Source organism: Paenibacillus sp. N3/727 (assembly GCF_022637315.1).
Classification (GTDB): Bacteria; Bacillota; Bacilli; order Paenibacillales; family Paenibacillaceae; genus Paenibacillus_AQ; species Paenibacillus_AQ uliginis.
This window is the reverse complement of sequence record NZ_CP093336.1, coordinates 4,500,621-4,526,035: the sequence shown is the minus strand read 5'-3', so window position 1 is coordinate 4,526,035 and position 25,415 is coordinate 4,500,621. Positions and strand designations below refer to the sequence as shown.

25 protein-coding genes and 1 pseudogene are annotated in these 25,415 nt (G+C 44.7%); 21 read left to right on the top strand and 5 right to left on the bottom strand.

The features are described 5' to 3' along the window. Positions 1–100: 100 nt before the first annotated feature. Positions 101–1,159 (bottom strand): Gfo/Idh/MocA family protein, encoded by a 1,059-nt coding sequence (locus tag MNQ98_RS20905; RefSeq protein ID WP_241929967.1) that lies wholly within the window; start codon positions 1,157–1,159, stop codon positions 101–103. Positions 1,160–1,291: 132 nt separating this feature from the next. On the opposite strand from MNQ98_RS20905, the gene MNQ98_RS20900 reads away from it, so the two are divergent. The 15 genes and pseudogenes from MNQ98_RS20900 to MNQ98_RS20830 all read left to right on the top strand — a co-directional run bounded on the left by MNQ98_RS20900 (position 1,292) and on the right by MNQ98_RS20830 (position 13,943). After that, positions 1,292–2,152 carry a helix-turn-helix transcriptional regulator gene (locus MNQ98_RS20900; protein ID WP_241929966.1) on the top strand — a complete coding sequence of 287 codons (861 nt, stop codon included), beginning with the start codon at positions 1,292–1,294 and terminating at the stop codon, positions 2,150–2,152. Between the two features lie 143 nt (positions 2,153–2,295). Continuing rightward, a complete protein-coding gene (locus tag MNQ98_RS20895) occupies positions 2,296–2,790 on the top strand; it encodes a GNAT family N-acetyltransferase (RefSeq protein ID WP_241929965.1) in 495 nt (164 codons plus the stop codon). 47 nt (positions 2,791–2,837) lie between these two features. Further along, positions 2,838–2,930 (top strand): annotated as a pseudogene (locus tag MNQ98_RS20890) (HAD family hydrolase); the annotation flags it as partial. Between the two features lie 111 nt (positions 2,931–3,041). Continuing rightward, positions 3,042–3,500, top strand: coding sequence for a GNAT family N-acetyltransferase (locus MNQ98_RS20885; protein ID WP_241929964.1), 459 nt, complete (start codon positions 3,042–3,044; stop codon positions 3,498–3,500). A 34-nt stretch (positions 3,501–3,534) separates the two neighbouring features. After that, positions 3,535–4,164: a pyridoxamine 5'-phosphate oxidase family protein gene (locus MNQ98_RS20880; RefSeq protein ID WP_241929963.1), complete on the top strand. Its 630-nt coding sequence runs from the start codon at positions 3,535–3,537 to the stop codon at positions 4,162–4,164. 170 nt (positions 4,165–4,334) lie between these two features. Then, the gene (thyX, locus tag MNQ98_RS20875) at positions 4,335–4,991 is read left to right on the top strand and encodes an FAD-dependent thymidylate synthase (protein WP_481856780.1); all 657 of its coding nucleotides are present in this window, start codon (positions 4,335–4,337) and stop codon (positions 4,989–4,991) included. A gap of 25 nt (positions 4,992–5,016) precedes the next feature. After that, positions 5,017–5,964, top strand: coding sequence for a GNAT family N-acetyltransferase (locus tag MNQ98_RS20870; protein ID WP_241929961.1), 948 nt, complete (start codon positions 5,017–5,019; stop codon positions 5,962–5,964). A gap of 28 nt (positions 5,965–5,992) precedes the next feature. Beyond that, positions 5,993–6,577 carry a DJ-1/PfpI family protein gene (locus MNQ98_RS20865; protein ID WP_241929960.1) on the top strand — a complete coding sequence of 195 codons (585 nt, stop codon included), beginning with the start codon at positions 5,993–5,995 and terminating at the stop codon, positions 6,575–6,577. Between the two features lie 218 nt (positions 6,578–6,795). Beyond that, positions 6,796–7,776: an aldo/keto reductase gene (locus MNQ98_RS20860; protein ID WP_241929959.1), complete on the top strand. Its 981-nt coding sequence runs from the start codon at positions 6,796–6,798 to the stop codon at positions 7,774–7,776. Positions 7,777–7,846: 70 nt separating this feature from the next. Further along, positions 7,847–9,193 carry an LLM class flavin-dependent oxidoreductase gene (locus tag MNQ98_RS20855; protein WP_241929958.1) on the top strand — a complete coding sequence of 449 codons (1,347 nt, stop codon included), beginning with the start codon at positions 7,847–7,849 and terminating at the stop codon, positions 9,191–9,193. A gap of 4 nt (positions 9,194–9,197) precedes the next feature. Next, positions 9,198–9,974, top strand: coding sequence for an ABC transporter permease (locus tag MNQ98_RS20850; RefSeq protein ID WP_241929957.1), 777 nt, complete (start codon positions 9,198–9,200; stop codon positions 9,972–9,974). A gap of 41 nt (positions 9,975–10,015) precedes the next feature. Beyond that, positions 10,016–11,020 (top strand): ABC transporter substrate-binding protein, encoded by a 1,005-nt coding sequence (locus MNQ98_RS20845; protein WP_241929956.1) that lies wholly within the window; start codon positions 10,016–10,018, stop codon positions 11,018–11,020. A 21-nt stretch (positions 11,021–11,041) separates the two neighbouring features. Then, positions 11,042–11,815, top strand: coding sequence for an ABC transporter ATP-binding protein (locus tag MNQ98_RS20840; protein ID WP_241929955.1), 774 nt, complete (start codon positions 11,042–11,044; stop codon positions 11,813–11,815). Between the two features lie 26 nt (positions 11,816–11,841). Continuing rightward, complete coding sequence (locus MNQ98_RS20835) at positions 11,842–12,687, top strand: sulfurtransferase (protein ID WP_241929954.1); 846 nt, start codon at positions 11,842–11,844, stop codon at positions 12,685–12,687. Between the two features lie 338 nt (positions 12,688–13,025). Then, positions 13,026–13,943, top strand: a complete 918-nt coding sequence (locus MNQ98_RS20830; RefSeq protein ID WP_241929953.1) for an aminoglycoside phosphotransferase family protein — start codon at positions 13,026–13,028, stop codon at positions 13,941–13,943. Between the two features lie 591 nt (positions 13,944–14,534). Here MNQ98_RS20830 and MNQ98_RS20825 read toward each other — a convergent pair. Beyond that, positions 14,535–15,446: an AraC family transcriptional regulator gene (locus MNQ98_RS20825; RefSeq protein WP_241929952.1), complete on the bottom strand. Its 912-nt coding sequence runs from the start codon at positions 15,444–15,446 to the stop codon at positions 14,535–14,537. Positions 15,447–15,831: 385 nt separating this feature from the next. Here MNQ98_RS20825 and MNQ98_RS20820 point away from each other — a divergent pair, with 385 nt between their 5' ends. Further along, the gene (locus MNQ98_RS20820) at positions 15,832–16,425 is read left to right on the top strand and encodes a TetR/AcrR family transcriptional regulator (RefSeq protein ID WP_241929951.1); all 594 of its coding nucleotides are present in this window, start codon (positions 15,832–15,834) and stop codon (positions 16,423–16,425) included. Beyond that, the gene (locus tag MNQ98_RS20815; RefSeq protein WP_241929950.1) at positions 16,422–17,519 is read left to right on the top strand and encodes an alpha/beta fold hydrolase; all 1,098 of its coding nucleotides are present in this window, start codon (positions 16,422–16,424) and stop codon (positions 17,517–17,519) included. Before MNQ98_RS20820 ends, MNQ98_RS20815 begins: the two co-directional genes overlap by 4 nt. A gap of 85 nt (positions 17,520–17,604) precedes the next feature. On the opposite strand, the gene MNQ98_RS20810 is transcribed toward MNQ98_RS20815, so the two are convergent. Both MNQ98_RS20810 and pdxR (MNQ98_RS20805) read right to left on the bottom strand, forming a co-directional pair. Next, positions 17,605–17,898: a hypothetical protein gene (locus MNQ98_RS20810; RefSeq protein ID WP_241929949.1), complete on the bottom strand. Its 294-nt coding sequence runs from the start codon at positions 17,896–17,898 to the stop codon at positions 17,605–17,607. Between the two features lie 21 nt (positions 17,899–17,919). After that, on the bottom strand, positions 17,920–19,347 hold the full coding sequence (gene pdxR / locus MNQ98_RS20805) for a MocR-like pyridoxine biosynthesis transcription factor PdxR (RefSeq protein WP_241933994.1): 1,428 nt from the start codon (positions 19,345–19,347) through the stop codon (positions 17,920–17,922). A gap of 303 nt (positions 19,348–19,650) precedes the next feature. On the opposite strand from pdxR (MNQ98_RS20805), the gene MNQ98_RS20800 reads away from it, so the two are divergent. Genes MNQ98_RS20800 through MNQ98_RS20785 form a run of 4 tightly spaced genes read left to right on the top strand, consistent with a single transcriptional unit; the run spans position 19,651 to position 23,811 of the window. Beyond that, positions 19,651–20,394, top strand: a complete 744-nt coding sequence (locus MNQ98_RS20800) for a YggS family pyridoxal phosphate-dependent enzyme (RefSeq protein ID WP_241929948.1) — start codon at positions 19,651–19,653, stop codon at positions 20,392–20,394. A gap of 21 nt (positions 20,395–20,415) precedes the next feature. Then, entirely contained in the window at positions 20,416–21,642 is a 1,227-nt protein-coding gene (locus tag MNQ98_RS20795) for a benzoate/H(+) symporter BenE family transporter (protein WP_241929947.1), read from the top strand. Positions 21,643–21,656: 14 nt separating this feature from the next. Further along, positions 21,657–22,538, top strand: a complete 882-nt coding sequence (pdxS, locus tag MNQ98_RS20790) for a pyridoxal 5'-phosphate synthase lyase subunit PdxS (protein WP_241929946.1) — start codon at positions 21,657–21,659, stop codon at positions 22,536–22,538. A 58-nt stretch (positions 22,539–22,596) separates the two neighbouring features. Then, complete coding sequence (locus MNQ98_RS20785; protein ID WP_241929945.1) at positions 22,597–23,811, top strand: acetylornithine transaminase; 1,215 nt, start codon at positions 22,597–22,599, stop codon at positions 23,809–23,811. 48 nt (positions 23,812–23,859) lie between these two features. On the opposite strand, the gene pdxR (MNQ98_RS20780) is transcribed toward MNQ98_RS20785, so the two are convergent. After that, positions 23,860–25,290: a MocR-like pyridoxine biosynthesis transcription factor PdxR gene (gene pdxR / locus MNQ98_RS20780; protein WP_241929944.1), complete on the bottom strand. Its 1,431-nt coding sequence runs from the start codon at positions 25,288–25,290 to the stop codon at positions 23,860–23,862. Positions 25,291–25,415 lie beyond the last annotated feature (125 nt).

Genomic DNA, 25,415 nt, shown 5'->3' with positions numbered 1-25,415 from the left:
GCGGAGTGTAGGATGAACCTACATGAGCACCGGACTTCGAGGGTGAACGCAAAATTCGATGTCGATGAGCTCCTCGAGTTACTTCGTGATCAAAAGTCGACTAGAAGTGGATCTCGATACCTTCTGCGGCGGACTTATAAACCGCGTTCAGGATTTTTATCATTTCCACACCGTCTTCTGCAGGGCTGTTGGTTTCGATAATTCCAAGACAGCTGTCGATAAAGTGATTGATTTCGTTGTCGAAGGCTCCTTGGAAGTCAAAGCCTGGTGTAGTGATCTGAGGATCAATATTAATGATCGTGTTATGACGTTCTGTAACGATAGACAACGCTGGCTCAATTTCAGCGCCACCTTTGTCACCATAAATGTTAATTTGACTTGATTCTTTTTTGGCATGAAGAGAGAAGCTGACGTCAACCATAATGGATGCTCCATTCTCAAAACGAATGAGTGCATTCGCCATATCTTCAACCGTATTGAAAGATGCATCATAATCTGCAGCTTGATAGAAGTCAAAATGTTCAATATTAGAGCGGTTTCCAAGCTTGTTGTATGTATTCCCGCTTACGGATTTCACTTTAGGTCTGCCCATCAGATACCAGCAAAGGTCAATGACGTGCACGCCGATATCAATCAGCGGTCCTCCACCGGAACGTTCTTTATCTGCGAACCATCCACCCGGATTGCCGAGACGACGGATCAAGCTGGCTTTGGCAAAATAAATCTCCCCGAGATCGCCTGCATCAATGAACTTCTTCAGTACAGAAATGTTGGACGCATGACGGCGCACATAACCAACCTGAAGGAATTTGCCTGTTTCACGTACAGCTTGCTCAACTTGAAGAGCTTCATCTACTGTTTTGCACAGCGGCTTCTCACACAGAACGTTCTTGCCTGCACGAAGTGCAGCAATACTGATCTCGGCGTGAGTATTGTTCCAAGTACAAACACTGACCGCATCGATTTCGGTGTTCGCCAGCAGCTCATGATAATCGGTATATACGTGGGAAGCGTTATATTTTTCAGCCTTTTCGCGGGCTCTGTCCTCTTTTAAATCACAGACAGCAACCACCTGCACATTAGGATTATTTTGATAAGCTTGGAAATGACATTCAGAGATCGAGCCGCAGCCAATTACACCAATTTTCACTTTACTCATGTTTACGCTTACATCCTCTCGTTATCTACGCCGTAGAACTGCTATATAATGCGATATTTACAACGCAGATATGTTATATTTATTCAAGTAAGTACAATTTAACATAGTTGTTTTAAAGGGAGAATGTGCAGGATGACAAAATACATGGATTATATGATCAGTTCTCATCCCATTCGAGTCTTTAATCCAATGATCGATCCCAGTAAGCAGAAGATCAAGTCGCTGACGGTTATAAATGCGGGTCATTTGCCAGGCAGAACCTTACAGAGAAAGGATGCCAAATTCCACAACTGGGCGTTTGTTATGATCACAGGCGGGAGTGGTTATTACCAGGTGAATGGTGGAGAAATACAGAAGGTAGAGGCAGGAAGCTGGTTTTGTCTGTTCCCCGGCGCATCGTTTGATTATGGACCATATACCGATGGGCACTGGGATGAATATTATTTTACCGTGGACGGTTACAGAGTTATCGAGTGGCTGGAGCACTGGCTTCCTAATCCGGAAATGATCAAAAAGGCTACATTTGACGATTCACTCATCCATCGGATGGAAATGATGTTTATGCTGATTGATAGTGGAGTTCCAAGCAATATGGACCGCGCTGCATTAATTTTGGAGGCCTTCCTCTATGATCTTGTATCCCAATCGGACCGCAGCGAGTTGAACAACCGGGAAAGCTTCGTGGTAAAAGTGATCGACGATATTTCGCAGTCATTATATATGAAGCAGGAACCCGCAGATATGGCTTCGAGACATCATATTTCCGTTTCCACACTCCGCAGAATTGTTCATGAGTATACCGGTTATCCGCTCAATGAATTTCTGCACCGGCTTAAAGCAGCGGAAGCGAAAAATATTTTGCTCAACACAGAACTGACGGTCAAAGAGATTGGCGAAGCTCTCGGGTATAAAGACACATTTTATTTCTCTCGAGTGTTCAAACGAATTACCGGTGTCTCTCCAAGGATCTACCGCGATAGGGTCGGGCAGTAGACGATAGAATGATTTTTTCCGGATCAGGGCGATGCTCCGTGACATGTAATAAAGGGTTACAGGAGCGAACAAGATCCGACCTCAAGTAGTATCTATGCTGGTCGGGTCTTGTTGTATACAGTTGGGAGGATAGAGTTCAGAATATGAATCATTTTAAAGAGATTACAACAAGTAGACTTTTACTAAGAGAGCTAAGTTTGAGGGACGCAGATTCGGTCTTTAGACATTTTTCCGATCCAGAGGTCACTCGATTTATGGATATAGACCCTTGTGAAAAGCTTGAAGAAGCCGAGGAGATTATCCAATTTCACATGGATGATTCGGGTTGTAGATATGGATTGTTTATCAAGTCGAGTGGTGAGTTAGCAGGAACTTGCGGATATCATTGTTGGGTGAAAGAAGTTCCTTCGAGAGCTGAAATCGGATTTGATCTGTCTAGTTCATATTGGGGGCAGGGTTTCATGCAGGAAGCCCTTGTTGAAATTCTGAAACTTGGATTTGATGACATGCAGCTTGATATCATCGAAGCCACTGTTGAACAAGACAATATCCGATCACAGAAACTATTGACTAAAATGAATTTTACAAGAGAAGATGAACTAAGAGACGGCCTCTACTACTATACTTTACAGAAATAAACGGAACTAGGTAAGCCGGTCGGTGAAGCGGAAAAGGAGGTTAGCATATGATTAAAGGAATTATCTTTGATCTGGACGGTACCTTGCTTGATCGAGACAGGTCATTAAAGGATTTTGTAGGAAATCAATATGACAGGATCACAGGCTTACAAGGCACGAATAGAGGGCAACTACACATAAATGATAATAATATCCCAGAGAATGCATCATGGGGAAATGTTATATTATACCTATAAAAAGGGGCGAGAAAGATGAGTGAGTTGTTCATTGTCAGAGAAGCTACGATTGAAGATTTAGACGGGATAGCTGTCTTATTTAATCATTATCGAACATTTTACAAGCAGGATTCTGATCTGGAGGGTGCCAAGGCATATCTGAGTGAACGATTTGAACAGCGGGAGTCCGTCATATTTACGATCATCGAGAGATCATCAGATCAGTATGCCGCATTTACGCAGCTGTATCCTTCATTCTCGTCCATATCCATGCAGAGATCTTGGATTCTGAATGATCTGTATGTACATGAGGATTACCGCAAGCAAGGAGTAGCGCAATTATTGTTAGATGCAGCCAAAAGCTATGCCCAAGAAACGAAATCGAAGGGTCTATCTCTTTCTACAGCAGCAGATAACGTTATAGCACAGAAGCTATATGAGAGAAATGGATATGTGAAGGACGAGGGATTTTTCCATTATGATTTAAATGTATAAACGGGATAAAAAATTATAGAGGAGGATAACGAATATGCATCAACTCTTTCATGAGAGTGAGCGAATAACGAGTGAGGAAGAACTTCGGGAAATGTTAGGTTACCCAAGTCCACTGGTCGTGAAAAAATCGATCGATCACATTGACAGTCATGCGATGAACTTTATTCGGCAATCGCCAATCATTTTTATATCCACCTCAGATGTTTCAGGGGCTTGCGACGTTTCTCCGCGTGGTGACGCCGCCGGATTTGTTCATATGATTGACAGTAAGCATCTGGTTATTCCTGAACGTCCCGGAAACCGCCGCATGGATTCTATATTAAACATTCTAAGTAATCCTCACATCGGAATTGTATTTGTGATTCCACAGATTGAAGAAACATTAAGGGTCAATGGGAAGGCATGTGTTACTAAAGATATAAGTATTTTGGAATCCATGATGGCAAACGGAAAAATACCCTCGGTCGGAATCGGTGTAACGGTCGAGGAATGCTACATACACTGTGCTAAGTCTTTTAAAAGATCAAAGCTATGGGATCACGAAAGCTGGCCAGATCGAAGTACATTACCTAAGCCTTCAGAAATCTTGGCAGCCCATACTGGAGCAAGAGAAGAGGATGTCCGGAAGTCGTTAAAGGAATCTTACGAGAAGAGATTATACTGAGTTTTTTTAGTACTATTGATGATGTAGAAAATAACCTGAAGAAGTGGCCCGAGCAATAAAGGAGTATGCAGATACTGTGCTTCAAGAAAATTCAATTACAACATAAGGGGTAGATACTATTGTCATTTCTAAATGTATTGGATAAGGGATATGTACGGCTTGTGAATCATATGGGATCGGATTTGACTGTTGTAAACGCTGCACGAGTTTCTTATGCGAAGGAATCATCTGAACTTAGCGACAAAGACATTAAACTCATAAAGTTTCTGGCTAGAGAAGGCCATACGTCGCCATTCAGGCATGTGCTTGTACAATTTGAAATATATGCTCCATTAATGGTAGCGAGACAGTGGTGGAAATATGTGATTGGCTCGGCTCATTTTGAAGGTACCGGTGATAGTTTTGAGGCTTGGAATGAATCAAGTCGGAGATATATTACGGAGGAACCTACATTTTATATTCCAGCATCAGGAGAATGGAGAAGCAAACCGGAAAATTCTAAACAAGGCAGTGGAGAAATTCTAGATGAAACGGTTGGAATGAAACTTACATCCGAATTGATAGAATACATAGATTCAGGAATTCAAAAGTATGAAGCTGCATTAAACAACGGGGTATGTGCAGAACAAGCCCGGTTGTTTCTGCCTGCCTATGGAATGTATGTTAGGTGGTATTGGACCGCCTCACTTCAGTCCGTATGCCATTTTCTGAATCAAAGGCTTGAACATGATGCGCAGAAAGAAATACAGGATTATGCGAAAGCTATATTAGAGCTAATCAAACCACTGTACCCGCATTCAATAGATGAATTAATAGAGCTTGGCTAGAAAAGGTGAAACAAAGGAGAACATTATGTATCAAATCATTCAATGGTCCAGCGACCAGCAGGTATATCAGTTATCCGAAGAATTTTCCTTGATCAAAGCAGATAAGGATGAATGGGGCATTTATAGCTCGGTTTATTACAACTCTGAATATAACGGTTTTTTTAAGGAAAACGTGTATGATTTTCATCTCCAAAGAGACCCGTTCTGGATTTATAAAGGTGAACAGAGGATAGGTGGAGTCGTTATTGCGCCAAATGTCTTATATTTATTGTTTTTTATTCCTCCGTTTCATGAAGAGTTTCAAGTTGTTACTTTACTGAAAAAAGCATTGCTTAGATGGTCAGATCCTTCGAAACCTATTATTGTTTATGAAATTTTGCAGGATCACGTGGATTTCTTTTCGCGGGCAGGGTTTTGGCCTGATGAATTTAGATGTAAGTGGATGCAGCGCCCAACAGAATTGTATGCATTGAATTGGGATGAAGATATGATAGCTATCGAACCGCAGCTTGCAGCTGAGAATGATGATACAAGAAAGCTAATAAACAGTCCTGATATAGAGCGTTTTTTCTACGAATGTAATATGGGCAGCATTGATGCCATTAGACGAAAGCAGGAATCAGCGGATTGTTATAAGGACATGATTGGCTCCTACGCTTATCAAACCAATGAATTAACTTTAGCAGCTTCTACGTTAGTATATGATCGGCAAAGTAATCGTCTTATAGGAGCCTGCTTAGTTTCGTGGGAAGGTTATTTTCCAGCTATATATAATATAGGTGTTCTTCAAGAATATCGAGGTAGGGGATTAGCTACGAATATGTTGAAAAAAGCGCTAACCATGTTAAAACCTCATTTTCCAATACTGAGATTATATGTGATGCAAGGGAACTCTGCCGAGTCTGTGTATTATAATTTAGGCTTTAAACCAGGGCCATTAGAAGTTCAAAGGTTTCACTTGCCAAACAAATAGAAAACAGCATTCTAAAGGAGGAAATACGATGAAAATTGGGTTTATTCTTTTTAACGATATTACGTTTTTAGACTTTATTGGTTTTTATGATGTCATTTATCGGTTAAATCTTTTTGAACAAACCAAGGGAACGACGTGGGATATTTGTGGACTAACGGAAGAAGTTACGGATGAGTTAGGGTTGACCATAAAAGTGAATAAAATTAAGCCGGATTTGTCTGAGTATGATATGGTGTTCATTCCTGGGGGAATAGGGACGAGAAAGTTACGGTATGATCAGGAGTTTATCGAATGGTTGCGATCAGCCGAGCCGTGCAAATATAAGGTGTCCGTATGTACAGGTTCGCTGTTATGGGGTGCCGCCGGATTTTTGAAAGACAAAGCTGCAACAACACATCCAGGTGCCTATGATCTGCTTGAACCATATTGCAAGGAAGTTATTCAATCCAGAATTGTCAGAGATGGCAATATCATTACAGCCGGCGGAGTAGCAACGTCCATCGACTTGGGGTTATACCTGATCAAGTTATTTGGAGGGGAAGATGGAGTAGTACAGGTGAAGAAGCAGATTGATTATCCATATGAAGCTGAGGGTATTGTGGAGGTTAATTGAAACCTTAAACTCTCAAATTTTATATCAGGTGGGGGCAAGCCTCTGCCTCCTTTCTTTTAAAAAATGGTTGACGACAAAAAGTGTCAATGCTATACTCCACTTAACTTATCGGAATTATAAGTTAAAGACAAATAAACCCATTCTACCGGACAGCCGGAGATGCATCTTCTCGATTGAGATGTATTTCCGGCTGTCTTTTTTTAGGAGGCGTCAACAAGATGCAATACAGAACACTTGGAAGAACAGGACTGAAAGTCTCCGAAGTAAGTCTTGGAACGATGGCATTTGGCCGTTGGATTAACGAACAGGCTTCGGCCAGGGTGCTGGATCAGGCGCTGGGCATGGGTATCAATCTGGTGGATACAGCTGATGTATATGGTAGGGGCATGGATAATGGCAGCCTATCTCAGCTCGGGGAGTCGGAGAAGATACTAGGCAACGTATTAAAAAACAGACGTCATGATATTTTGCTGGCAACCAAGCTGCATAATGTGATGGGGCCGGGAGTGAACGATCAGGGACAGAGCCGGTATCATATTTACCGTGCGCTGGAAAGCAGTCTTAAGCGTCTTCGGACGGATTATATCGATCTGTACCAGGTACACCGTTTCGACCCCCAGACGCCACTAGAAGAAACGCTTCAGGCGCTGGATGATCTCGTCAAAGAGGGGAAGATCCGTTATATCGGTTGTTCTAACTATGCCGCGTGGCAGCTTGCCAAGGCGCATGGAATAAGCGCACTCTTTCATTTGCGCCGCTTTGAGAGTGTGCAGCCAGAGTACAGTCTGATTACCAGAGGAATAGAACAGGAACTGATCCCTTTTGCACAATCTGAGCAGGTGGGGGTTATTGTGTACAGTCCGCTTGGAAGAGGAATTTTGTCAGGAAAATATCGATTCGGTGAAGCCCCGCCTTCGGAATCGCGTTTGGCGGCAGGAGAGCAGCGATTACAAGCACTGCTAAATCAAAAACATGCGTTAAAGATGGTTGATATCATCCGTCCCTTAGCGGAGAAGCGTGGTTGGAGCCTTCCTCAGTATGCTGTGAATTGGGTGTTGAGTCGTCCTGGCATTACATCTGCTATCGTGGGTGCTTCGAAACCTGAGCAACTACAGGAGACGCTTCGTTACTCAGATGAGCGGCTAGACTCGGAAGAATTAGCCGAGATTGATCGCCTTTCCATTGAGACGCTTGAATAGCACGTCAGAGTAACTTCTGTTCATCCCAATATTTTTTCATACAACTATTACATACAGGAAGGTGACTAGAATGAGTTCACAACAGCAACAACGTCAATTGCATCTGGGATTATTTTTGTTTGGAACGGGCTATCATCCCGCCGGGTGGAGACTTCCAGAAGGGCGCACAGACGGTGCATACGATCCACATTTTTTGAAGGAAATTGCGCAAAAACTGGAGCAGGCCAAATTTGACTTCTTCTTCCTTGGAGATCGTCTGGCAACGAGTGCAGACATGCAGTTTTTATTCCCGTCCCAAATGAACCGTCTGGAGCCGTTTACGATGCTGTCCTATTTGGCGGCTGTAACGGAGAAAATCGGTTTGATCGGCACGGTGAACACGACTTATGCCGAGCCCTATAATATCGCTCGCATGACGGCTTCTTTAGATCATTTGAGTGGAGGAAGAGCTTCATGGAACGTAGTAACAGGATCGGATACTAGAGCCGCCCAAAACTTCAGCCGCGAGAAGCACTGGGACAATGCCAAACGGTATGACTATGCCGAAGAGTTCATTGATGTGATAAGCGGGTTGTGGGATACGTGGGAGGATGATGCCTTACCACGAGACAAAGAATCCGGTGTTTTTGCGGATGGCAGCAAGGTGCACGAGTTGAATCACAGTGGCGAGCATTTCTCTGTAGCAGGTCCGCTCAATGTAGCTCGTCCGATTCAAGGACAGCTCCCGTTAATTACAGCAGGTACATCACCGCGCAGCCAATTATTGGCGGCCAAATACTCTGATATGGTGTTCACTGGTACGAACGTTAAGGAGGTTGCACAGGCTTTTTATAAGGAAGTGAAGAGCAAGCTGCGTGAGTTTGGCAGAGCGGACTCGGATCTGAAAGTACTGCCTGGTCTCGTACCGATTGTTGGCAGAACAGATGAAGAAGCCAGGGCCAAATACAATGAGTTGAACAGTCTGGTTGTCACGGACTATGATCTTAAGCCTTTATCCGATAAATTGGGGATCGATCTGACCGGTATTGATCTGAATGCTCCCCTGCCGGATTTATCTTCTTCAGAAGTTGCACTCCATTGGGCTGAGCTGGCAAAAAAGGCAAATGGACGCGAGGATATTACGTTACGGGATTTATTCTACTTCTTTACGGTGACCGTGAGAGGACATTTACTTGTTGTAGGAAGTCCCGAGCGTATAGCCGATCTGATCGAAGAATGGTTCGTTGACGAGGCTGCAGATGGCTTCAATGTATGCCCTCCGTACATGCCTGGCGGATTGGATCTGTTCCTGGAACTGGTCGTGCCAGAGCTTCAACGTAGAGATATATTCCGCACAGAATATGAAGGGAGCACATTCCGGGATCATCTTGGTTTGGGGCGACCGGGCAATCGCTTTGAGCTTCAACTAAAGGGGTGAACATATGGGTACACAGACATCAGGGAAATACCGGGGAATTCTTGTTGGTCAGCTTGTACTCTTATTAATCCTTCTTGCCCTCTGTGAATTACTGGTTAGAACGGAAGTGGTAAGCAGCCTCTATCTGCCGGCACCAACTCAGGTAAGTAAAGCAATGGTAGAGCTGTTTCAAGATCGTGAAATTTATAAACATATTTATGTTACACTGGGTGAATTTGTGGTCGGTTACAGTGTCTCCGTTATTACGGGAATAGCTGTTGGCATGTTTTTGGTACTTGTGCCTTGGGCTGAAAAATTCTTCCGTCCATATTTATCCGCGCTGATGGCGATTCCAAAAGTAACGATTGTTCCTCTGCTGGCGCTCTGGCTCGGCATTGGAGTGATTCACAAAATTTCGATTGTCTTTTTATTCTGTTTCTTTACGATTGCGATGAATACGATCACGGGGATTAAACAAACGGCGGATCAGCATATGAAAGTTGCCCAGGTGTTTGAAGCCAGCCGTTATCAGACCATTATGAAGGTGATTTTGCCTTCTGCCGCACCGACGATATTCGCCGGCCTGCGAATTTCGGCTGCAGCCGGTCTTGTCGGGGCGCTGTTCGGTGAAATGCTGGCATCAAAAGACGGTCTTGGTAATATTTTGGTCAAGGCTACGTCTCTATATAATACGGCGCAGGCCTTCGCCATTGTTGTATTGGTAACACTCGTATCTGTGCTGCTTATCGCACTGATCGATCTGCTCGAACGGAAAGTTTTTATGAAATGGAAGTCCTCTTAAATAGAAGAACGGAGAATCAAATTTGGCAGGGGGAATGTTGCATGAATAGAAAGAGAAATCGTCTTTTCATTACAATTGCTATATCAGTCATGCTTCTCTCACTGCTCGCAGGATGCGCAGGCAATGCCGATTCGAATACGGCTAATCCGTCTTCCAATGGGTCAGTGGAGCAGAAGCTAGAGAAGATCCGTTATGCGCCGCTTAGCGGTGTAAGTGGGCTGGCTGTGTCGTTCGGCGCAGAAAAAGGATTTTTTAAAGAAGAAGGGCTGGACGTTGAATTCATTAGCACCAAAGATCCGATTGCAGGCTTGACGAGTAAAGATATCGATGTGGTGGATGTAGCCACGACCACAGCAATCGTAGCCGCAGGAAAGGGGGCGCCGATCAAGATTGTGTCTTCTATGTTCCGTACAAAAGGCCCGTTCTATCTAATTGCATCGCCTGGCATTGATCGGGTTGAGGACCTGAAAGGGAAGAAAGTCGGGGTTGCCGTCTTTGGAAGCGGTCTTGAAGTGTATACAAGAGTAATTCTGGAGAAGCACGGAATAAATGCCGATGATGTTACGCTGGTTGCTAACAGTACACACCAAGCAGCTTATGCAAGTTTGGAAACAGGACAGGTAGATGCCACCATTATCCACGAACCGTTCGCTTCGTCGGTAGAGAAGGAAGGGAAAGGAAAAATTATTGCCACCGGTTGGGATTACCTGCCGACGTTTCATACAGGGGTTCTTGCTGCCCGGCAAGGGATTTTAGAAGACCAACCGGAACTGGTGGAGAAACTAATTCGTGCTTACTTCAAATCACAGGAATATGCGAAGAGCCACCCGGAGGAGTTTAAGGAATATTATCTGAAGAATATAGATATTGATCCGGATGTACTTGATCAGTCTTTAAAGCGTGAAGACGTTCTGTGGGAGAATAATCCCGATGTAAATGTTGATGCGTTGAAAGATACACAAAAGATCCAGAAGGAATTAGGATTCCAGGATGAAATATATGACGTGGAGAGCATTTTGGACTTGCGATTTATACCACAAAAATAATACCGCTTGGGAGGGATCCACATGGCTGGTTTCACCGTGCATAACGTGTCCAAAGTCTATGACGGAGCCGTACCAACGGTAACGCTGAAGGACATCAATCTGACCGTGGAAGATGGTGAGTTCCTCTGCATTCTGGGTCCGAGCGGCTGCGGGAAAAGTACACTACTAGAGCTGCTTGCGGGACTTCAAAGACCAAATGAGGGAAGTATATTGCTAGACGAAGAGCGGTTGAAGGGACCTGACCGTAAATTAGGCGTCGTCTTTCAAGACCCTTCTCTCTACCCGTGGCGTACAGTTGATCAAAATGTAGGTCTTGGGCTTGAGTTTGCGGGTGTTGGTAAAGCTGAGCGTAAGGCACGCGTTGATAAATATTTAGAGATGGTTGGCTTGCTAGGCTTTGGTGCCAAGTATCCTCACCAACTGTCCGGTGGAATGAAACAGCGTGCAGGCATTGCCAGAGCCCTTGTCGGTAACCCTGAAGTGCTGTTAATGGATGAACCGTTTGGTGCCGTAGATCATCTCACGAGGCTGCAGCTTCAGAGTGATCTATTGCGGATTTGGGAGGAGGAGCAGAAGACGGTGGTGTTTGTTACGCATGATGTCTCGGAAGCGGTTTTTCTTGCAGATCGGATTGTGCTGCTGTCACCGCGACCTGGACGTATTCACCGTATTTTCAATATTACTCTTGCCCGTCCGCGTAAGCTTGATGATGCTGGTCTCCTAAAGATTCAGAATGACATATATTCTGCTATTTATGATGTGAAAACCGAGGAACATTTGGAATTTACCATTTAGCGAAAAGGTGACAGGAGGAGAAGCTGATGTCTAATCTGGTCAGTCAGGAATGGGTGCTTGAACGGATTCAGTCAGGAAATGGGCAGTTTGTTATAGCGGACGTCAGATTTCAACCGGGAGATGCGGAGTACGGTATAAGCTCATTTATTTTGCAGCATCTGCCGGGAGCAGTGTTTGTTGATTTGAAAAAAGATCTGACCGACCATCCAGGTCAGCATGGCGGAAGGAGTCCGCTGCCTGACCCGCAGCGGCTTGCAACGACATTCGGAAGTCTCGGCATTGACCGGAGCACTCCCGTAGTCATATATGATGATGACCTAAGGCCAGAGGCTGCCCGGTTGTGGTGGATATTGAAGTATCTTGGACATGAGCAGACTTACATTTTGGATGGAGGATTCAAGGGATGGGCTGCTGCCGGTCTTCCTCTAACCGCGGAGGAGACTGAAGTGACACCCCGGAACTTTGAAGTGGAACTGCGCACCGAACTGCTGGCAGATGTAAACGATGTAAGAGCAGCTCTGGACAGTAGGGGTGAGGTTACTCTTATTGATTCAAGGGATAGGAAGCAATACACAGGCGAATCCGCGCCATTGGATCCGGTAGCCGGTCACATACCAGGAGCCATTCATGCCTTTTGGAAGGATGGTATTCAGGAGCATGGACGCTTGAAATCGCCAGAAGCGCAGCATGAGCGGTTTACTGGTGTCGATCCAGACCATGAAGTCATCGTGTACTGTGGTTCCGGTCTGTCTGCTTGCCCTAATGTCTTGGCATTGCAGGAAGCGGGATATAGCAATGTAAGATTATATGCTGGAAGCTGGAGTGATTGGATTTCGTACGAGGAGAATCCGATTGCGACGGGAGAAGAGTAAGGGCCAAGAGGCTGCGCCGAACGCGGGTTTGGGGGCTGTGACAGGTTTGCCGGGAGGCGGGCTGTTGTGGCCTTTTTGGGCTTTCCGTTCAACAGGCTGCAAACAAGAATTCGGAGATAGCAGTTGCAAGAATTCTAGAGCCATCCACAGTCATACAGTCGGGACAAACAGGAATTCTTGCTTCCAACTTGCGCCCAAGCGTAGCCAAGGGAGGTCGTCGCACAGGGGAAGCAGGGCGAGCAGCACATAGTCACGAATAATAATTAGGAGCCATGCAATGGTATTAGTTGTACAAAATAGTCCTCGATCTGTTCGAGGAGTGGAGGTTGATCCTAAACATGAACAAGCGTTATAGTTTCAAGCAAAACGAAATCGAAAATATAATTAACCGTTTTGGTAAAGATTTTTATGAAAAAGTTTTGAGGGATATTGAAGTATATGCTGAAAAGTGGACGTTAACCTTTTTTCAATTTATTCCTTCATATTCTGCAAACTTAGTTTTTATATGCGATTCTGCAAACTTTGGAAGTGTAGTGCTTAAATTAGGTAATCCTTCTTTCGGAGAACTATTTACAGAATTTAATACTTTGTGTCAATATAACGGCAGACGATTTTGCAGAGTCTTCGACGCTGATATTGAAAACGGCGCCATACTTGAAGAGTGTGTGCAGCCAGGGAATCCTTTAAGGGATGAGAGTTCTCTTGATAAAAGACTATCTGTATTTTGTTCCCTATATAAAGGTTTACATATAACGCCCGCTAGAGAAGAAATATATCCGACTTACACAGAGTGGGTTGGTAGGATAACAGAATACATGAGCAAGCGACAAGATTGTAAAGAATTGTATTCGTATATGAAAAAAGCAAAAGATATTTGCTTATCGGTTTCTACGTTGTATTCACAAAAGATGCTGCTTCATGGCGACTTTCATCATGATAATATTTTACTTGGTAATGATGGAAAGTATATAATTATCGACCCTAAGGGCGTAATAGGTGATCCTGTATTTGATGTTCCACGTTTTATATTAAATGAATTTAGTGGTGAAATAACTACGGAATTATATAAGAAAATAAATGATATCATATGCATCTTAGAAAAAAATCTTAATATTCCAAACGACATATTAAAGCAATGCCTTTATGTGGAAACTGCAATGGGAGTTTGCTGGAGCGTAGAAGACGGCTCAACCCCTGAGGAATATCCGAGTCTTATAAAAAATGTTGCTTTCGCAGAAACAATTTTGAATACTTGATTCCGCTCGCAAACAACATTCAATAACCTGCAAACAACAGCGTAGCTGCCCACCCACGCCTTCCGGGTGCTACCTTGCTTCACTTGCCCTTTCTTGGCGTTCCTCTCACCTCACTCGATTACCTTGGGTTGCCTTGCCTCGGCGCTGACCCCACTGTTGCACAAGCCCCGTCGGTTACGGGCTCCTCGCTCCCTAAGTCCTCCCAAGCGCAGCCAAGGTGAGCAGTTCAACATCGACATGAGCATATCTTCAGAGGCATTCCCGCCGCGTTGCTCCGAACCCCCATTTTTTCGTTTTGGAACCCTTCGAGCTGGGGGGATAAGAAGCTGGAGCGATTGGATTTCTTACGAGGATAACCAGATTGCAACTAAAATGCCACCGAATTGTCCGAATAACTAATCGAATCGCTCTGCTTTCCATTATGGTGTAATTACTTTCAGGAACACTACAACATGTTGTGGTATAAACGGATCTGCCGATTAATCTCGTTCTGCTAGCGGAAATTACAGAGTTACTTCAAAAAAGACGAAAGGACTGAATACATGCCCATTGATTTGCCAAGCTACTGAAATGGCGACGTTATAGCAGATTTTACTCTTTTTTAGGTTTGACAGGAATGTAGATGTCCATCTCCAACAGTTCGTTGCGGTCTTGCCAGCAGCGCTCGTCATAATATTCAAACTCAGGGGTTCCTCCATGCTCATAAGCGGCTTGAGGCAACCATTCGTTAAAAATGGCGGCCCAGGTGTTCTGAATGGATTCGGTAAATTGCCCATGACTGGCCTTCGGGGTTGTAAATACGGCATAGGTCTGCTCCGGGTAGTACCAGCGAGTGGCCCCTTCGGGCAGTTCAGCATCCTCCTTGGCTTCCACGCCTATAATATAGCTGAATTCACCCGAATCCATATCAAAGTCATCACAGATGCCATACTCTACATTCGAAGCAGCTTGTTCATATAGGCGCTGGCCTAACTTCTCATGTAAGTAGCGCTGCCAGAACGCCGGTATGTCCCGATTGTTCTGACCATCCACATTTCTGGTGCGAATCGAGTAGCCAATAACATCAAAGCTCGGTTTAGTCACAATACGAAATTCCATTCGAACTCCTCCTGAATAGGGATTGAATCTCCGTTCAAGCACATTTGCTTTCCCAGAGGTATGGGGGCGACAGCCCTTTTTTCGAAATTCTCCCGGTGTCATGCCATACAATTTGCGAAAAGCGCGGATAAATGTTTCTGGTGTGCCAAAACCGCAATCCAGAGCGATATTAGTCAGCTTTTCACTTGTATCGACCACTCGGCATGCTGCATGATACAGTCTGCGTCTGCGGACATATTCCATTACCGGCAAACCTACAATGGATTGAAAGACCCGATGAAAATGAAAGTCTGAAAAATTGGCGATCTGAGCCAGATAAGAAAGGGTTAGATCCTCGCAAAGTCTTGCCTCGATCTCATCTACCACTCGTTGTACCACGCCAGTCACGCTTTCATATGTTGACATCTATTCGCATCCTTTCTGCTTCATTATAATCGAATAGGAACCTCTGTTCTTGATGTTTTTTGCTTTTTAAGCAACAAAATACAGATGATTCGTTGTGATTTTCCTGCTTTGAAGTGGCAGGAGTAGCAGCGACTTTGTTCGTTCAACGGAATCGATCCACCTTATACGGTGATACAATACTATAGATCCAATATAAAGAGCCCACGTTGGACGTGGGTTCTTTATATTGGGACTATGGTTGTCTTAATAGAGCAAACGAGTACCTCATTACCTCCATGCGGAAAATAAATAAAAGAACAAAACATCTTGTAAGAAGCAGAAAAAGAGGTTAATATATTTTTAATGACTGAATAATGAATTTATAGTCAATAAAAGGAGGGGGATTATGCCTAAGATTGTCACCGAACATGAAAAAGAAATGGTGAGAGAAGCGATGCATACAAAAGGCGTTGAACTGATTCGCAAAAAAGGCATAAAGCGGGTTACTGTGGAGGATATCACCATTGCGACAAATATCGGTAAAGGTTCCTTTTACTCGTACTACAATTCCAAAGAAGAACTCCTCTACACGATTATCAAAAAGAGCGAGAAAAGAATGTTTGAGAGAGTCGAGTCCATTTTGTCCGAAAAAATAAAATTGAAAGAAAGGCTTGTAAAGGCATTGAAGGAAACCTATCTGGCAGCGGACAGCATTGTACTTTACGTTTCTCCATCGGATATAGAGTATCTGCTTCGTAAGCTTCCAGATGAGGCGGCAGACTGGGAAGCAATAAAATCAAACGACTATTTTAGTAGGACGCTGTCGCTTTGCGGCATTGACGAATCGGGATGCGAGATGGATGTGCTTTCCTATTTAATGAATGCGCTCCATTTTATTGGTTCGACAGATATGCCTTTTGGTGAGCGGGGAAGAGAGAAGGCCTTGGATATACTTGTCCATTCCATTGCCGACTACATGGCGGAAGGAGCCCAAAAATGATCGTTTTATTGATAGTTTTAGGTGGATTACTTATATTAATGATTTGCTTGGTTCTGTTTGTCCAGTACAAGAAAAAGAAGAAGGCATATCAAATTCGGATTACTCCCATGAGTAATGGCATTGATTGTAGAGAATTCGTAACCATCGGCGGCATCTCGCAATATTTGCATCATCGGGGAGAGGACATTGACAATCCTGTGATGCTGTTTTTGCATGGCGGCCCGGGAGAGCCTATACTGCCGTTTGCCCAAGAGTTTCAGATCCCGTGGGAGAAGCGTGTCACGGTCGTACATTGGGATCAAAGAAACAGCGGCAAAACCTATTTCAATAATGATCCGAAACAAGTTACGCCAACAACCACGGTTGACCGTATCGTTCAGGATACTTATGAAATTGTGGAATATTTGAAAAAAAAGTATCACAAAGAGAAGATTATCATTTTGGGGCATTCATGGGGCTCGGTGCTAGGTAGCTTGTTCAGTAAAAAATATCCGGAGCTTGTGCAGGCTTATATCGGTGTTGGGCAGGTTGTCAATATGATTGACAATGAGCGCGTCGGCTATGAAAAAGTACTGGGATCGGCGAAAGAAGCGGGAAACGACAATGATTATCGGGCTCTTCTTCATTTGAAACCTTACCCTCCGCTCGCATTCGATGACGAAATGATCAGGAAACTTACGAAGGTTCGAAAATTTCAAAGAAAATATAAGTTATCGGCTGGTCCAACAACAAAGCTTATCATCAATGCTTTATGTTCACCATTTTATACTCTCAAGGATATGAGCTATTTTTTCATCTCCGGAGCATTTGGCGATGGACAGCGTCATATTTGGAAATATTTAATGGAATCATTCGATCTGTCGTCTATGGGCGCTACATTTGAAATACCTGTCTTTTATATACACGGCGAGCAGGACTGGCAAACACCTTATCCGTTGGCACAGGAATTATTTTCAACAATAAAAGCGCCGCTCAAGCTGTTTTACTCCATTCCGGATGCGGGTCATATTGCTATGCTTGACCGTAAGGAGAAATTCAACGAGGCATTATTTGATATTTTGGAGCGAACGAATGTTATGGCGACGGCCAAGTGAGTCTCTGCACGGTGCTTCGTTAATACAGGCGGATGCGCTTATTGTCGCGGTCAATATCCATGCAATTTTACGAAATGGCTTATTATCATATTGGAAGGTACACAAAGAAGCCAAAGAGCTCCGCCTTGTGCAGGCAGGCGCTCTTTGGCTTAAAATATACTGGCTTACGCTTTCGAGCTAACCAATATTTAATTTCGTTCTTATTTTTAAGTAATGCTTCAAAGCCCTTTTCAGTGATATCATCTACTTTAATCTTGCTTGTAATGAGCTTCTCGGACTGCAGCGCGCCACTGGCAATCATATCGATAACCGCTGGAAAAACATTGCGATAGCATATGGTTCCTTTTATATTAACCTCTTTAAAGACGACTGAATTCATCACGTCGAAGCCATGATGAATTTATAAAACCGTTTCAGCAAGTCGATATATCCCTTCTCCAATGAGTGCCTCATCCACCTTTGCGAATCCTAATACCCACCCTTTTCGTTTACTCTCTAAACAGTAGGAATGGAGCTGATGGACACGAACGCCATCTTGAAGTGCTCGAAGGGTCATTGTATCCTCGTCAAAAGATTCGTCAGCCTCCAGTAACACATGCAGACCGGTTTCAATGCCTCGCAATGTAAACTTGTCCCCTAGGCCACTTGTCACAATAGCCTTTTGTATAATCTCGTGCCTGCGTCGGTAGATATTTCTTGCTCGTCTCATATGGCGCATAAAATACCCGTGCTCGATGAAATGCGCCAATGTCACTTGTTCCATGACGGGAAGATGACGATAGGTGAACGCTTGAACGCGCGCCAGTTGAGCAATGGCTTCCTCAGGTCCAATAACAGCGGATATTCGGATGCCTGGCGCAGTCAATTTAGAGAAGCTCATTAAATATAGACAATTTTGTGGGATTTGGCTAAATAAACTAGGCACGGGATCGCCTCGGTATCGAAATTCGCTGTCATAGTCATCTTCGACAATCCATGCTCGTTGCTGCGCGGCTTTATGCAAAAGCTGCTGCCTCCGTGGTTCTGATAAGATCACACCAACCGCGCATTGATGAGAGGGGGTAACAAAGATAAGTTTAGCTTCAGAAGGTACTTTCTCCACGACAAGCCCATGTTCATCAATAGGGATAGGGGCAATCTTCATTTGTCGGTATTTCATAGTCATCCAAGCAATGGGAAAACCAGGATCTTCGACCGAAACGGTATCTCCTTTGGTCAATAGCGCTTGCGCGATGAGATCAATGCTATGTTGGGCCCCCGATGTCAGCAAAATTTGATTCGTTTCTACGTGAATTCCCCGTTCAAGCGACAAGTGACGCTGAATTTGTTTGCGCAAAGGCTCGAATCCATAAGCATCGCTGTATGACCAAGTGGATAAGTCTAATTCCGCAGAGGCATTCAGATACGATTTGCGCCAAGCTTTTTGAAACTGCATGTCCAAATAAGGTTGGTATGGGCTAAAATCAATGACTGTTTCAGGGTTATCTTTGCTTCTGAACCAATGTTGCGATAGATCGACTGATGGAGACAGCACAGGGAGCGGTGGCTGAACAGGGGGGACAGCACCTTCTTTTTGTTGACCCGTGAACTGATTCCAATCATTTATACGTGTTCCCCCACGGCGTGACGTCACTGTATAGCCACGACTATGCAGTTCCTCATAAACAATTTGCACGGTTGAACGGGAGACTCCTAACTGCTGAGCGAGTTCCCGGGAAGGGGTCAGGAAATCACCGGGCTTCCAAATACCTCTCGTAATATGATCGATAGCTTGATCAAGCAATTGTTGCCACATTGGCCTTTTGTCAGTGCGGTTTACTTTCATCAATTGATCCACTCCCCCCTTTACATGTTGGAATGAAATTGTTCATCTATTTTGGATTGCTGAAAGATGGCGTTTATGGATGTTCATGAGCAATCCATCCGTTGTTATACTAGCATAGTGTTCTCGATACATGCAATGTTGTTAAAACTTGGTATCCACTGCCGTACAAGATCACAACTTGAATATCGTACAAGTTAGACATAGAGGAGGGAGAAAGATGTTTAAAATTTTGGTGTCAGATCCCATTAGTGACTTTGGATTACAGCAGCTGACAAACGCGGATAAAGAGCAGAAAGAGGGGAGAACATGGGCCATCTAATCGAAGAAAATCTCGAAACCGTAAAGCAGCAGATGAAATTAGCATGCCAAGCTTCAGGGCGCAAGATAGAAGATGTGAAATTGTTGTTGGCGACAAAAACCGTACCGCTTGAGAAATTACAAATTGCCATTCAAGCGGGCGAGGTATTATTTGGTGAAAACAAAGCGCAAGAACTTCGGGACAAATTTCCACTTATGCAGCAGTACAACCAAGTGGAATGGCATTTTATCGGTCATCTGCAAACGAATAAAGTGAAGGACGTTGTCAAATATGTTACGCTCATTCATTCGGTAGACCGATTGAAATTGGGGCAGGCGTTGCATCATCAGCTCGTCAAAGAGAACAGGACCATGGATATTTTGGTACAGATCAATACGTCCTACGAAGAAAGCAAATTCGGTGCTTCTCCAGAGTCGGCACTGGCGTTGGTAGAACAATTGTCTCAGTTTGAAACGTTGAACGTTAAAGGCTTGATGACGATTGGGAAACTGAATGCCACGAACGAAGAGACCCGGCATTGCTTCCGATTATTAAAACAAATTCAATCACAAATTATGGAGGAAAAATTTCCGCGTGTAGAAATGGATATTCTTTCGATGGGCATGTCCGGGGATTTTAAGGTGGCCATCGAGGAAGGAGCTACCATCATAAGAGTTGGGACAAGTGTATTTGGTCAACGTTATTTACCGGACGGGTATTACTGGAACGAACACGCCCGCCAGGATGATTAGGGGAGAGGCAGGAAAGTATTTATGAACACAACGTCATCATCACTTCGTGGCCGCGATTTGATATCGCCCACCATCGCAGCTTTAATATCTGTCATTGTCAACTATGGGGGTACCTTTATTCTCGTGTTTCAGGCAGCAAAAGTAGCTGGTTTGAGTCCCGAAATGACCGCTTCATGGATATGGTCGATATCCATTGGTGTGGGCGTAACCGGTGTATGGCTAAGCTACCGGTACCGTGAACCGATCATTACCGCTTGGTCGACGCCAGGCGTGGCGTTTCTCGTTTCCGCGCTAGCGGTAACCCCCTATCCGGAAGCGATTGGCGCCTATATCATCTCTGCTTTAGGATTTATTATTTTGGGGTTATCAGGAATGTTCGAACGTTTCGTTCGGCTTATTCCTCCAGGCATTGCTTCTGGGCTTCTGGCAGGTATTTTATTGCAGTTTGGTATCTCAGCCTTTGGTGGCGCGAAAGTTGACCCATTGCTTGTAGTGGTCCTGTTTGCTGCCTATATCATTTTAAGAAGGTTTACCTCCCGGTATGCGATCGTCGGCATTTTGTTAATCGGACTTATTTATTTGATTAGTACGGGGAAAACAGATTTCAGCAATATTAAATTGGCGTTCGCTTCACCGGTATTTGTCTATCCGGAGTTTTCGTTTCATGCTTTATTGGGCGTTGCATTGCCGCTGTTTATTATTACATTGACGGGACAATACATGCCTGGAATGCTTGTGTTGCGAAATGACGGATTTAAGACAAGCGCGAATCCGATTTTGACCGTAACGGGTTTAGGCTCGCTCCTTACAGCACCCTTCGGCTCATCTCCCTTTAATGTAGCAGCCATTACTGCGGCGATTTGTACAGGAAAAGACGCACACGAGGATTCGAAAAAACGTTATATTGCAGGCATTGCCTGTGGCATCTTTTACATGACTGTTGGCATATTTGGTGTGACATTGGCTGCACTTTTCCTGATCCTCCCTGCTACTTTCATAGCCACGTTAGCAGGACTGGCGTTACTCGGCACAATTGGCGGAAGCCTCGCCAATGCATTAACAGATCCGAAGGGCCGCGAAACAGCACTGATTACGTTTTTGGCAACGGCAGCAAATGTAACCTTACTTGGAGTCGGGGGCGCATTCTGGGGGCTTGTCGCAGGCTTGGCGGCACATCTATTGATGCATGGTAAATTTGGTAAAAAGCAAGACAGTGCAAGTGTCGTTCAACGAACTGTGGAGAAATAAAAGGAGGCATGAAAATGAATACAGGTACAGAGCGGGTCAAAAGAGGCATGGCGGAAATGCAAAAAGGTGGCGTCATCATGGACGTGATGAACGCTGAGCAAGCCAAGGTCGCGGAAGCAGCCGGAGCAACGGCCGTTATGGCACTGGAGCGTGTGCCATCTGATATTCGGGCAACTGGCGGTGTAGCCCGTATGGCTGATCCAACCATTGTGGAGGAGGTCATGAAGGTTGTATCGATTCCGGTGATGGCGAAAGCCCGCATCGGCCACTATGTCGAAGCAAAAGTACTCGAATCGCTAGGCGTAGACTATATCGATGAAAGTGAAGTGTTGACGCCTGCAGATGAGGTTTTCCATATCAGCAAAAACGAATTCACGATTCCTTTCGTCTGCGGAGCAAAGGATCTTGGCGAGGCGCTTCGCCGTATTCAAGAGGGAGCTGCGATGTTGCGTACGAAGGGCGAACCGGGTACAGGCAACATTGTTGAGGCAGTACGCCACCTTCGACTGATCAACGGTCAAATCCGCAAGGTACAAGGCCTGTCGAAGGATGAGCTGTACAACGAAGCCAAGCAGCTTGGTGTACCATATGATCTGCTGCTGCAGGTTCATGAATCCGGTAAGCTGCCGGTAGTCAACTTTGCTGCAGGCGGGGTAGCTACACCATCTGACGCAGCTTTAATGATGCACCTCGGCGCTGATGGCGTCTTTGTAGGATCGGGCATTTTCAAATCAGATAGTCTCGAAAAATTTGCGCATGCGATTGTTGAAGCCACAACACACTATGAGGATTATGCATTAATTGCAGCAGTATCTAAAAATTTAGGAACACCTATGAAAGGTATTGAAATATCGAGCCTGCGGGAGCATGAACGGATGCAGGAGCGCGGTCAGTAATAGGACTGAAGGAATCGGCTTTCGATTGCAATGGGAAATAAAGCCGAGTAACGTGTGTATGCAACAATGGCGGAAGGTGGTGGTTTCGTTGAAAAAAAGTTATTTATTTCCGACCTACAATAAATATCCAGTCACCATAGCTAAGGGGAAAAAAACGACACTGTGGGACGATGAAGGAAAGACCTATTTGGATTTTATGAGCGGCCTTGCTGTTTGTAATTTGGGCCACGTTCCTGAAAAGGTAAAAATGCGAATTCAGGAGCAACTAGAGCAATTATGGCATGTGTCCAATTTGTTCCATACCAAAGCGCAGGAAGACTTCGCCGAAAAACTTGTGGAAATCAGCTGTGCGGATCTCGTCTTTTTCTGTAATAGCGGTGCAGAAGCAAATGAAGCGGCAATTAAATGCGCGCGTAGGTATCACCAACGCGTGCTGGAGAATGGGAGATATGAGATCATTACGTTCGAACAATCGTTCCATGGCCGCACACTGGCAACTTTGACAGCAACGGGGCAAGAGAAAGTAAAGGATGGTTATCTTCCACTTCCGGAAGGTTTTGTTCATGCTCGATTTAATGATATTCAGAGTGTTAGAAATAGGATTACACAGAAAACAGCTGCCATTATGCTGGAGCTGGTGCAAGGAGAAAGTGGTGTTCATCTTGCAGAGCCAGCATTCGTCCGTGCTCTATCTGATTTATGCAGAGAAAAAGGAATTCTTCTTATCGTTGATGAAATACAGACCGGAATAGGAAGAACGGGGAATATGTTTGCTTACGAGCATTATGGAATCGAACCGGATATCATCACACTAGCAAAGGGACTGGCTAGCGGTTTGCCGATCGGGGCCATGCTGGGAATGGAAAAACTCAGGGATGCTTTTTCAGCCGGGAGCCATGCATCTACGTTTGGTGGCTCCCCTCTTCCCATGGCAGCTGGGCTGGCGACAATTGAAACACTGATCGAGGACGGGCTGTTTGAACGAGCTAAAAAAACAGGGGCGTATGCCTTAGACAAGCTGAGAAATGATCTGCAAGACTATCCTGTCATTCGAGCTGTTCGAGGGTTAGGACTACTCATTGGCATTGAGTTTGATGAGCCTGTTGCGCCATTCATTCAGGAATTGCATCAGAGCGGGCTGCTTGTCCTGCAGGGTGGAACCCACGTTATACGGTTCATGCCAAGCTTATACGTAACCCATGATGAAATGGATAAAGCAATCGAAATTCTATGTCATGTGCTGAGTAAATGGAAAGCAGCACAAGTTTATTAATTCAAAAGGGAGACCGACAATAAAGATAAATAGGCGGGGATGCTTGTATTATAAAAGCATCTCCGCAAGACGATAAATGCCTTCATTAATTGCTGCCTCATCTACTTTAGCAAAACCCAGTACCCATCCTTTTCGATTGCTTTCCAAACAATAAGTGCTGAGTGGATAAACACGGATCCCTTTTTCGAGCGCTTGGTTCGTCACGGCTTCTTCGTCAAAGTAGTCTTCAGCTTCAAGAAGCATATGCAATCCCGTTTCTACGCCGCTCAGTTTGAAGCGTGCACCTAGACCGGTCGCAAGGATGGCCTTCGTCATGGCTTCGTGCCTGCGCCGATATACATTTCTGACTCTTCTCATATGGCGCATGAAATGACCGTGTTCGATAAAATGAGCAAGCGTTAATTGCTCCATAATCGGAAGATGGCGATAAGTTAACTCGTGGACTTGAGCAATCTGGCGAATGGCCTCTTTTGGGCCAATGATCGCCGATATACGAATACCAGGAGCAATCATTTTGGAAAAACTCATCATATACAACGTATTCTGAGGTTGCTGGCTGAACAAAGTTGGGAGCGGGTCGCCGCGATATCGAAACTCGCTATCATAGTCGTCCTCAACAATCCAGAATTGATGTTGAGCGGCCATGTGCAGTAATTGCTGCCTACGGGGTTCCGACATGATCACTCCAACTGCGCACTGGTGTGAAGGCGTAACAAAGGCTAGTTTGGATTGTGGATGAATATGCTCTACTTGCAGTCCGTATTCGTCGACAGGGACGGGAACAACATTCATCCGCCGATACTTCATCGCCATCCAGGCAGCGGGGAAGCCGGGATCCTCAACAGAAACCGTTTCTCCTTCACTTAAAAGTGCTTGGGCGATCAAATCTATGCTATGCTGTGCGCCCGAAGTTAATATAATTTGATCGATATCCACGTGAACGCCTCGCTCAAGTGACAAATAACGCTGAATCTGTTCTCGCAGCGGTACGAAACCGTAGGCGTTGCCGTAAGCCCAACTGGCCAGGTCTGTTTCTGTGGAAGCTTGTAGAAACGATTGTCTCCAATTTTTTTGAAAATGTTCATCCAAATAAGGTTCATGCGGGCTAAAATCGATTTCCACACTTCGGTAATCTTTGCCTCTTAACCAGCTATGCAAATGGCCGACTGCAGCGTCTAATAAAGGTAACTCGGGGGTGACAGGGCCTTGAGGTTTAACATCCTTCGTAAAACTAGTCATGTAGGTCCAATCACTTACCCTTGTTCCGCCGCGCCGAGATGTAACGGTGTAACCGCGACTGAATAATTCTTCATAAACAATCTGTATGGTTGAGCGAGAGACACCAACCAATAGAGCGAGTTCGCGAGATGGCAGCAGCAATTCGCCCGGAGGCCATTTTCCGGTTGTGATATTATGAATAGCTTGGTCCAGCAATTGTTGCCATATTGGGCGTTCGTCGTCACGGTTGACCTTTAGCATTCGTTTCACCTCCAAGGTACTTTAAAATATGGATTGTTTAAATCACTGATTTATGGATATTTAAGGGCATTCCAATAATTGATATACTAACATGATGATAGTAGCCTTAGCAACAAGATAGCAAT

What these genes read in the sequence shown, in the direction of transcription:
- MNQ98_RS20905 (WP_241929967.1), bottom strand. Translation starts at nt 1,159, where the DNA reads ATGAGTAAAGTGAAAATTGGTGTAATTGGCTGCGGCTCGATCTCTGAA.
- MNQ98_RS20900 (WP_241929966.1), top strand. Translation starts at nt 1,292, where the DNA reads ATGACAAAATACATGGATTATATGATCAGTTCTCATCCCATTCGAGTC.
- MNQ98_RS20895 (WP_241929965.1), top strand. Translation starts at nt 2,296, where the DNA reads ATGAATCATTTTAAAGAGATTACAACAAGTAGACTTTTACTAAGAGAG.
- MNQ98_RS20885 (WP_241929964.1), top strand. Translation starts at nt 3,042, where the DNA reads ATGAGTGAGTTGTTCATTGTCAGAGAAGCTACGATTGAAGATTTAGAC.
- MNQ98_RS20880 (WP_241929963.1), top strand. Translation starts at nt 3,535, where the DNA reads ATGCATCAACTCTTTCATGAGAGTGAGCGAATAACGAGTGAGGAAGAA.
- thyX (WP_481856780.1), top strand. Translation starts at nt 4,335, where the DNA reads ATGGGATCGGATTTGACTGTTGTAAACGCTGCACGAGTTTCTTATGCG.
- MNQ98_RS20870 (WP_241929961.1), top strand. Translation starts at nt 5,017, where the DNA reads ATGTATCAAATCATTCAATGGTCCAGCGACCAGCAGGTATATCAGTTA.
- MNQ98_RS20865 (WP_241929960.1), top strand. Translation starts at nt 5,993, where the DNA reads ATGAAAATTGGGTTTATTCTTTTTAACGATATTACGTTTTTAGACTTT.
- MNQ98_RS20860 (WP_241929959.1), top strand. Translation starts at nt 6,796, where the DNA reads ATGCAATACAGAACACTTGGAAGAACAGGACTGAAAGTCTCCGAAGTA.
- MNQ98_RS20855 (WP_241929958.1), top strand. Translation starts at nt 7,847, where the DNA reads ATGAGTTCACAACAGCAACAACGTCAATTGCATCTGGGATTATTTTTG.
- MNQ98_RS20850 (WP_241929957.1), top strand. Translation starts at nt 9,198, where the DNA reads ATGGGTACACAGACATCAGGGAAATACCGGGGAATTCTTGTTGGTCAG.
- MNQ98_RS20845 (WP_241929956.1), top strand. Translation starts at nt 10,016, where the DNA reads ATGAATAGAAAGAGAAATCGTCTTTTCATTACAATTGCTATATCAGTC.
- MNQ98_RS20840 (WP_241929955.1), top strand. Translation starts at nt 11,042, where the DNA reads ATGGCTGGTTTCACCGTGCATAACGTGTCCAAAGTCTATGACGGAGCC.
- MNQ98_RS20835 (WP_241929954.1), top strand. Translation starts at nt 11,842, where the DNA reads ATGTCTAATCTGGTCAGTCAGGAATGGGTGCTTGAACGGATTCAGTCA.
- MNQ98_RS20830 (WP_241929953.1), top strand. Translation starts at nt 13,026, where the DNA reads ATGAACAAGCGTTATAGTTTCAAGCAAAACGAAATCGAAAATATAATT.
- MNQ98_RS20825 (WP_241929952.1), bottom strand. Translation starts at nt 15,446, where the DNA reads ATGTCAACATATGAAAGCGTGACTGGCGTGGTACAACGAGTGGTAGAT.
- MNQ98_RS20820 (WP_241929951.1), top strand. Translation starts at nt 15,832, where the DNA reads ATGCCTAAGATTGTCACCGAACATGAAAAAGAAATGGTGAGAGAAGCG.
- MNQ98_RS20815 (WP_241929950.1), top strand. Translation starts at nt 16,422, where the DNA reads ATGATCGTTTTATTGATAGTTTTAGGTGGATTACTTATATTAATGATT.
- MNQ98_RS20810 (WP_241929949.1), bottom strand. Translation starts at nt 17,898, where the DNA reads ATGAATTCAGTCGTCTTTAAAGAGGTTAATATAAAAGGAACCATATGC.
- MNQ98_RS20800 (WP_241929948.1), top strand. Translation starts at nt 19,651, where the DNA reads ATGGGCCATCTAATCGAAGAAAATCTCGAAACCGTAAAGCAGCAGATG.
- MNQ98_RS20795 (WP_241929947.1), top strand. Translation starts at nt 20,416, where the DNA reads ATGAACACAACGTCATCATCACTTCGTGGCCGCGATTTGATATCGCCC.
- pdxS (WP_241929946.1), top strand. Translation starts at nt 21,657, where the DNA reads ATGAATACAGGTACAGAGCGGGTCAAAAGAGGCATGGCGGAAATGCAA.
- MNQ98_RS20785 (WP_241929945.1), top strand. Translation starts at nt 22,597, where the DNA reads ATGCAACAATGGCGGAAGGTGGTGGTTTCGTTGAAAAAAAGTTATTTA.
- pdxR (WP_241929944.1), bottom strand. Translation starts at nt 25,290, where the DNA reads ATGCTAAAGGTCAACCGTGACGACGAACGCCCAATATGGCAACAATTG.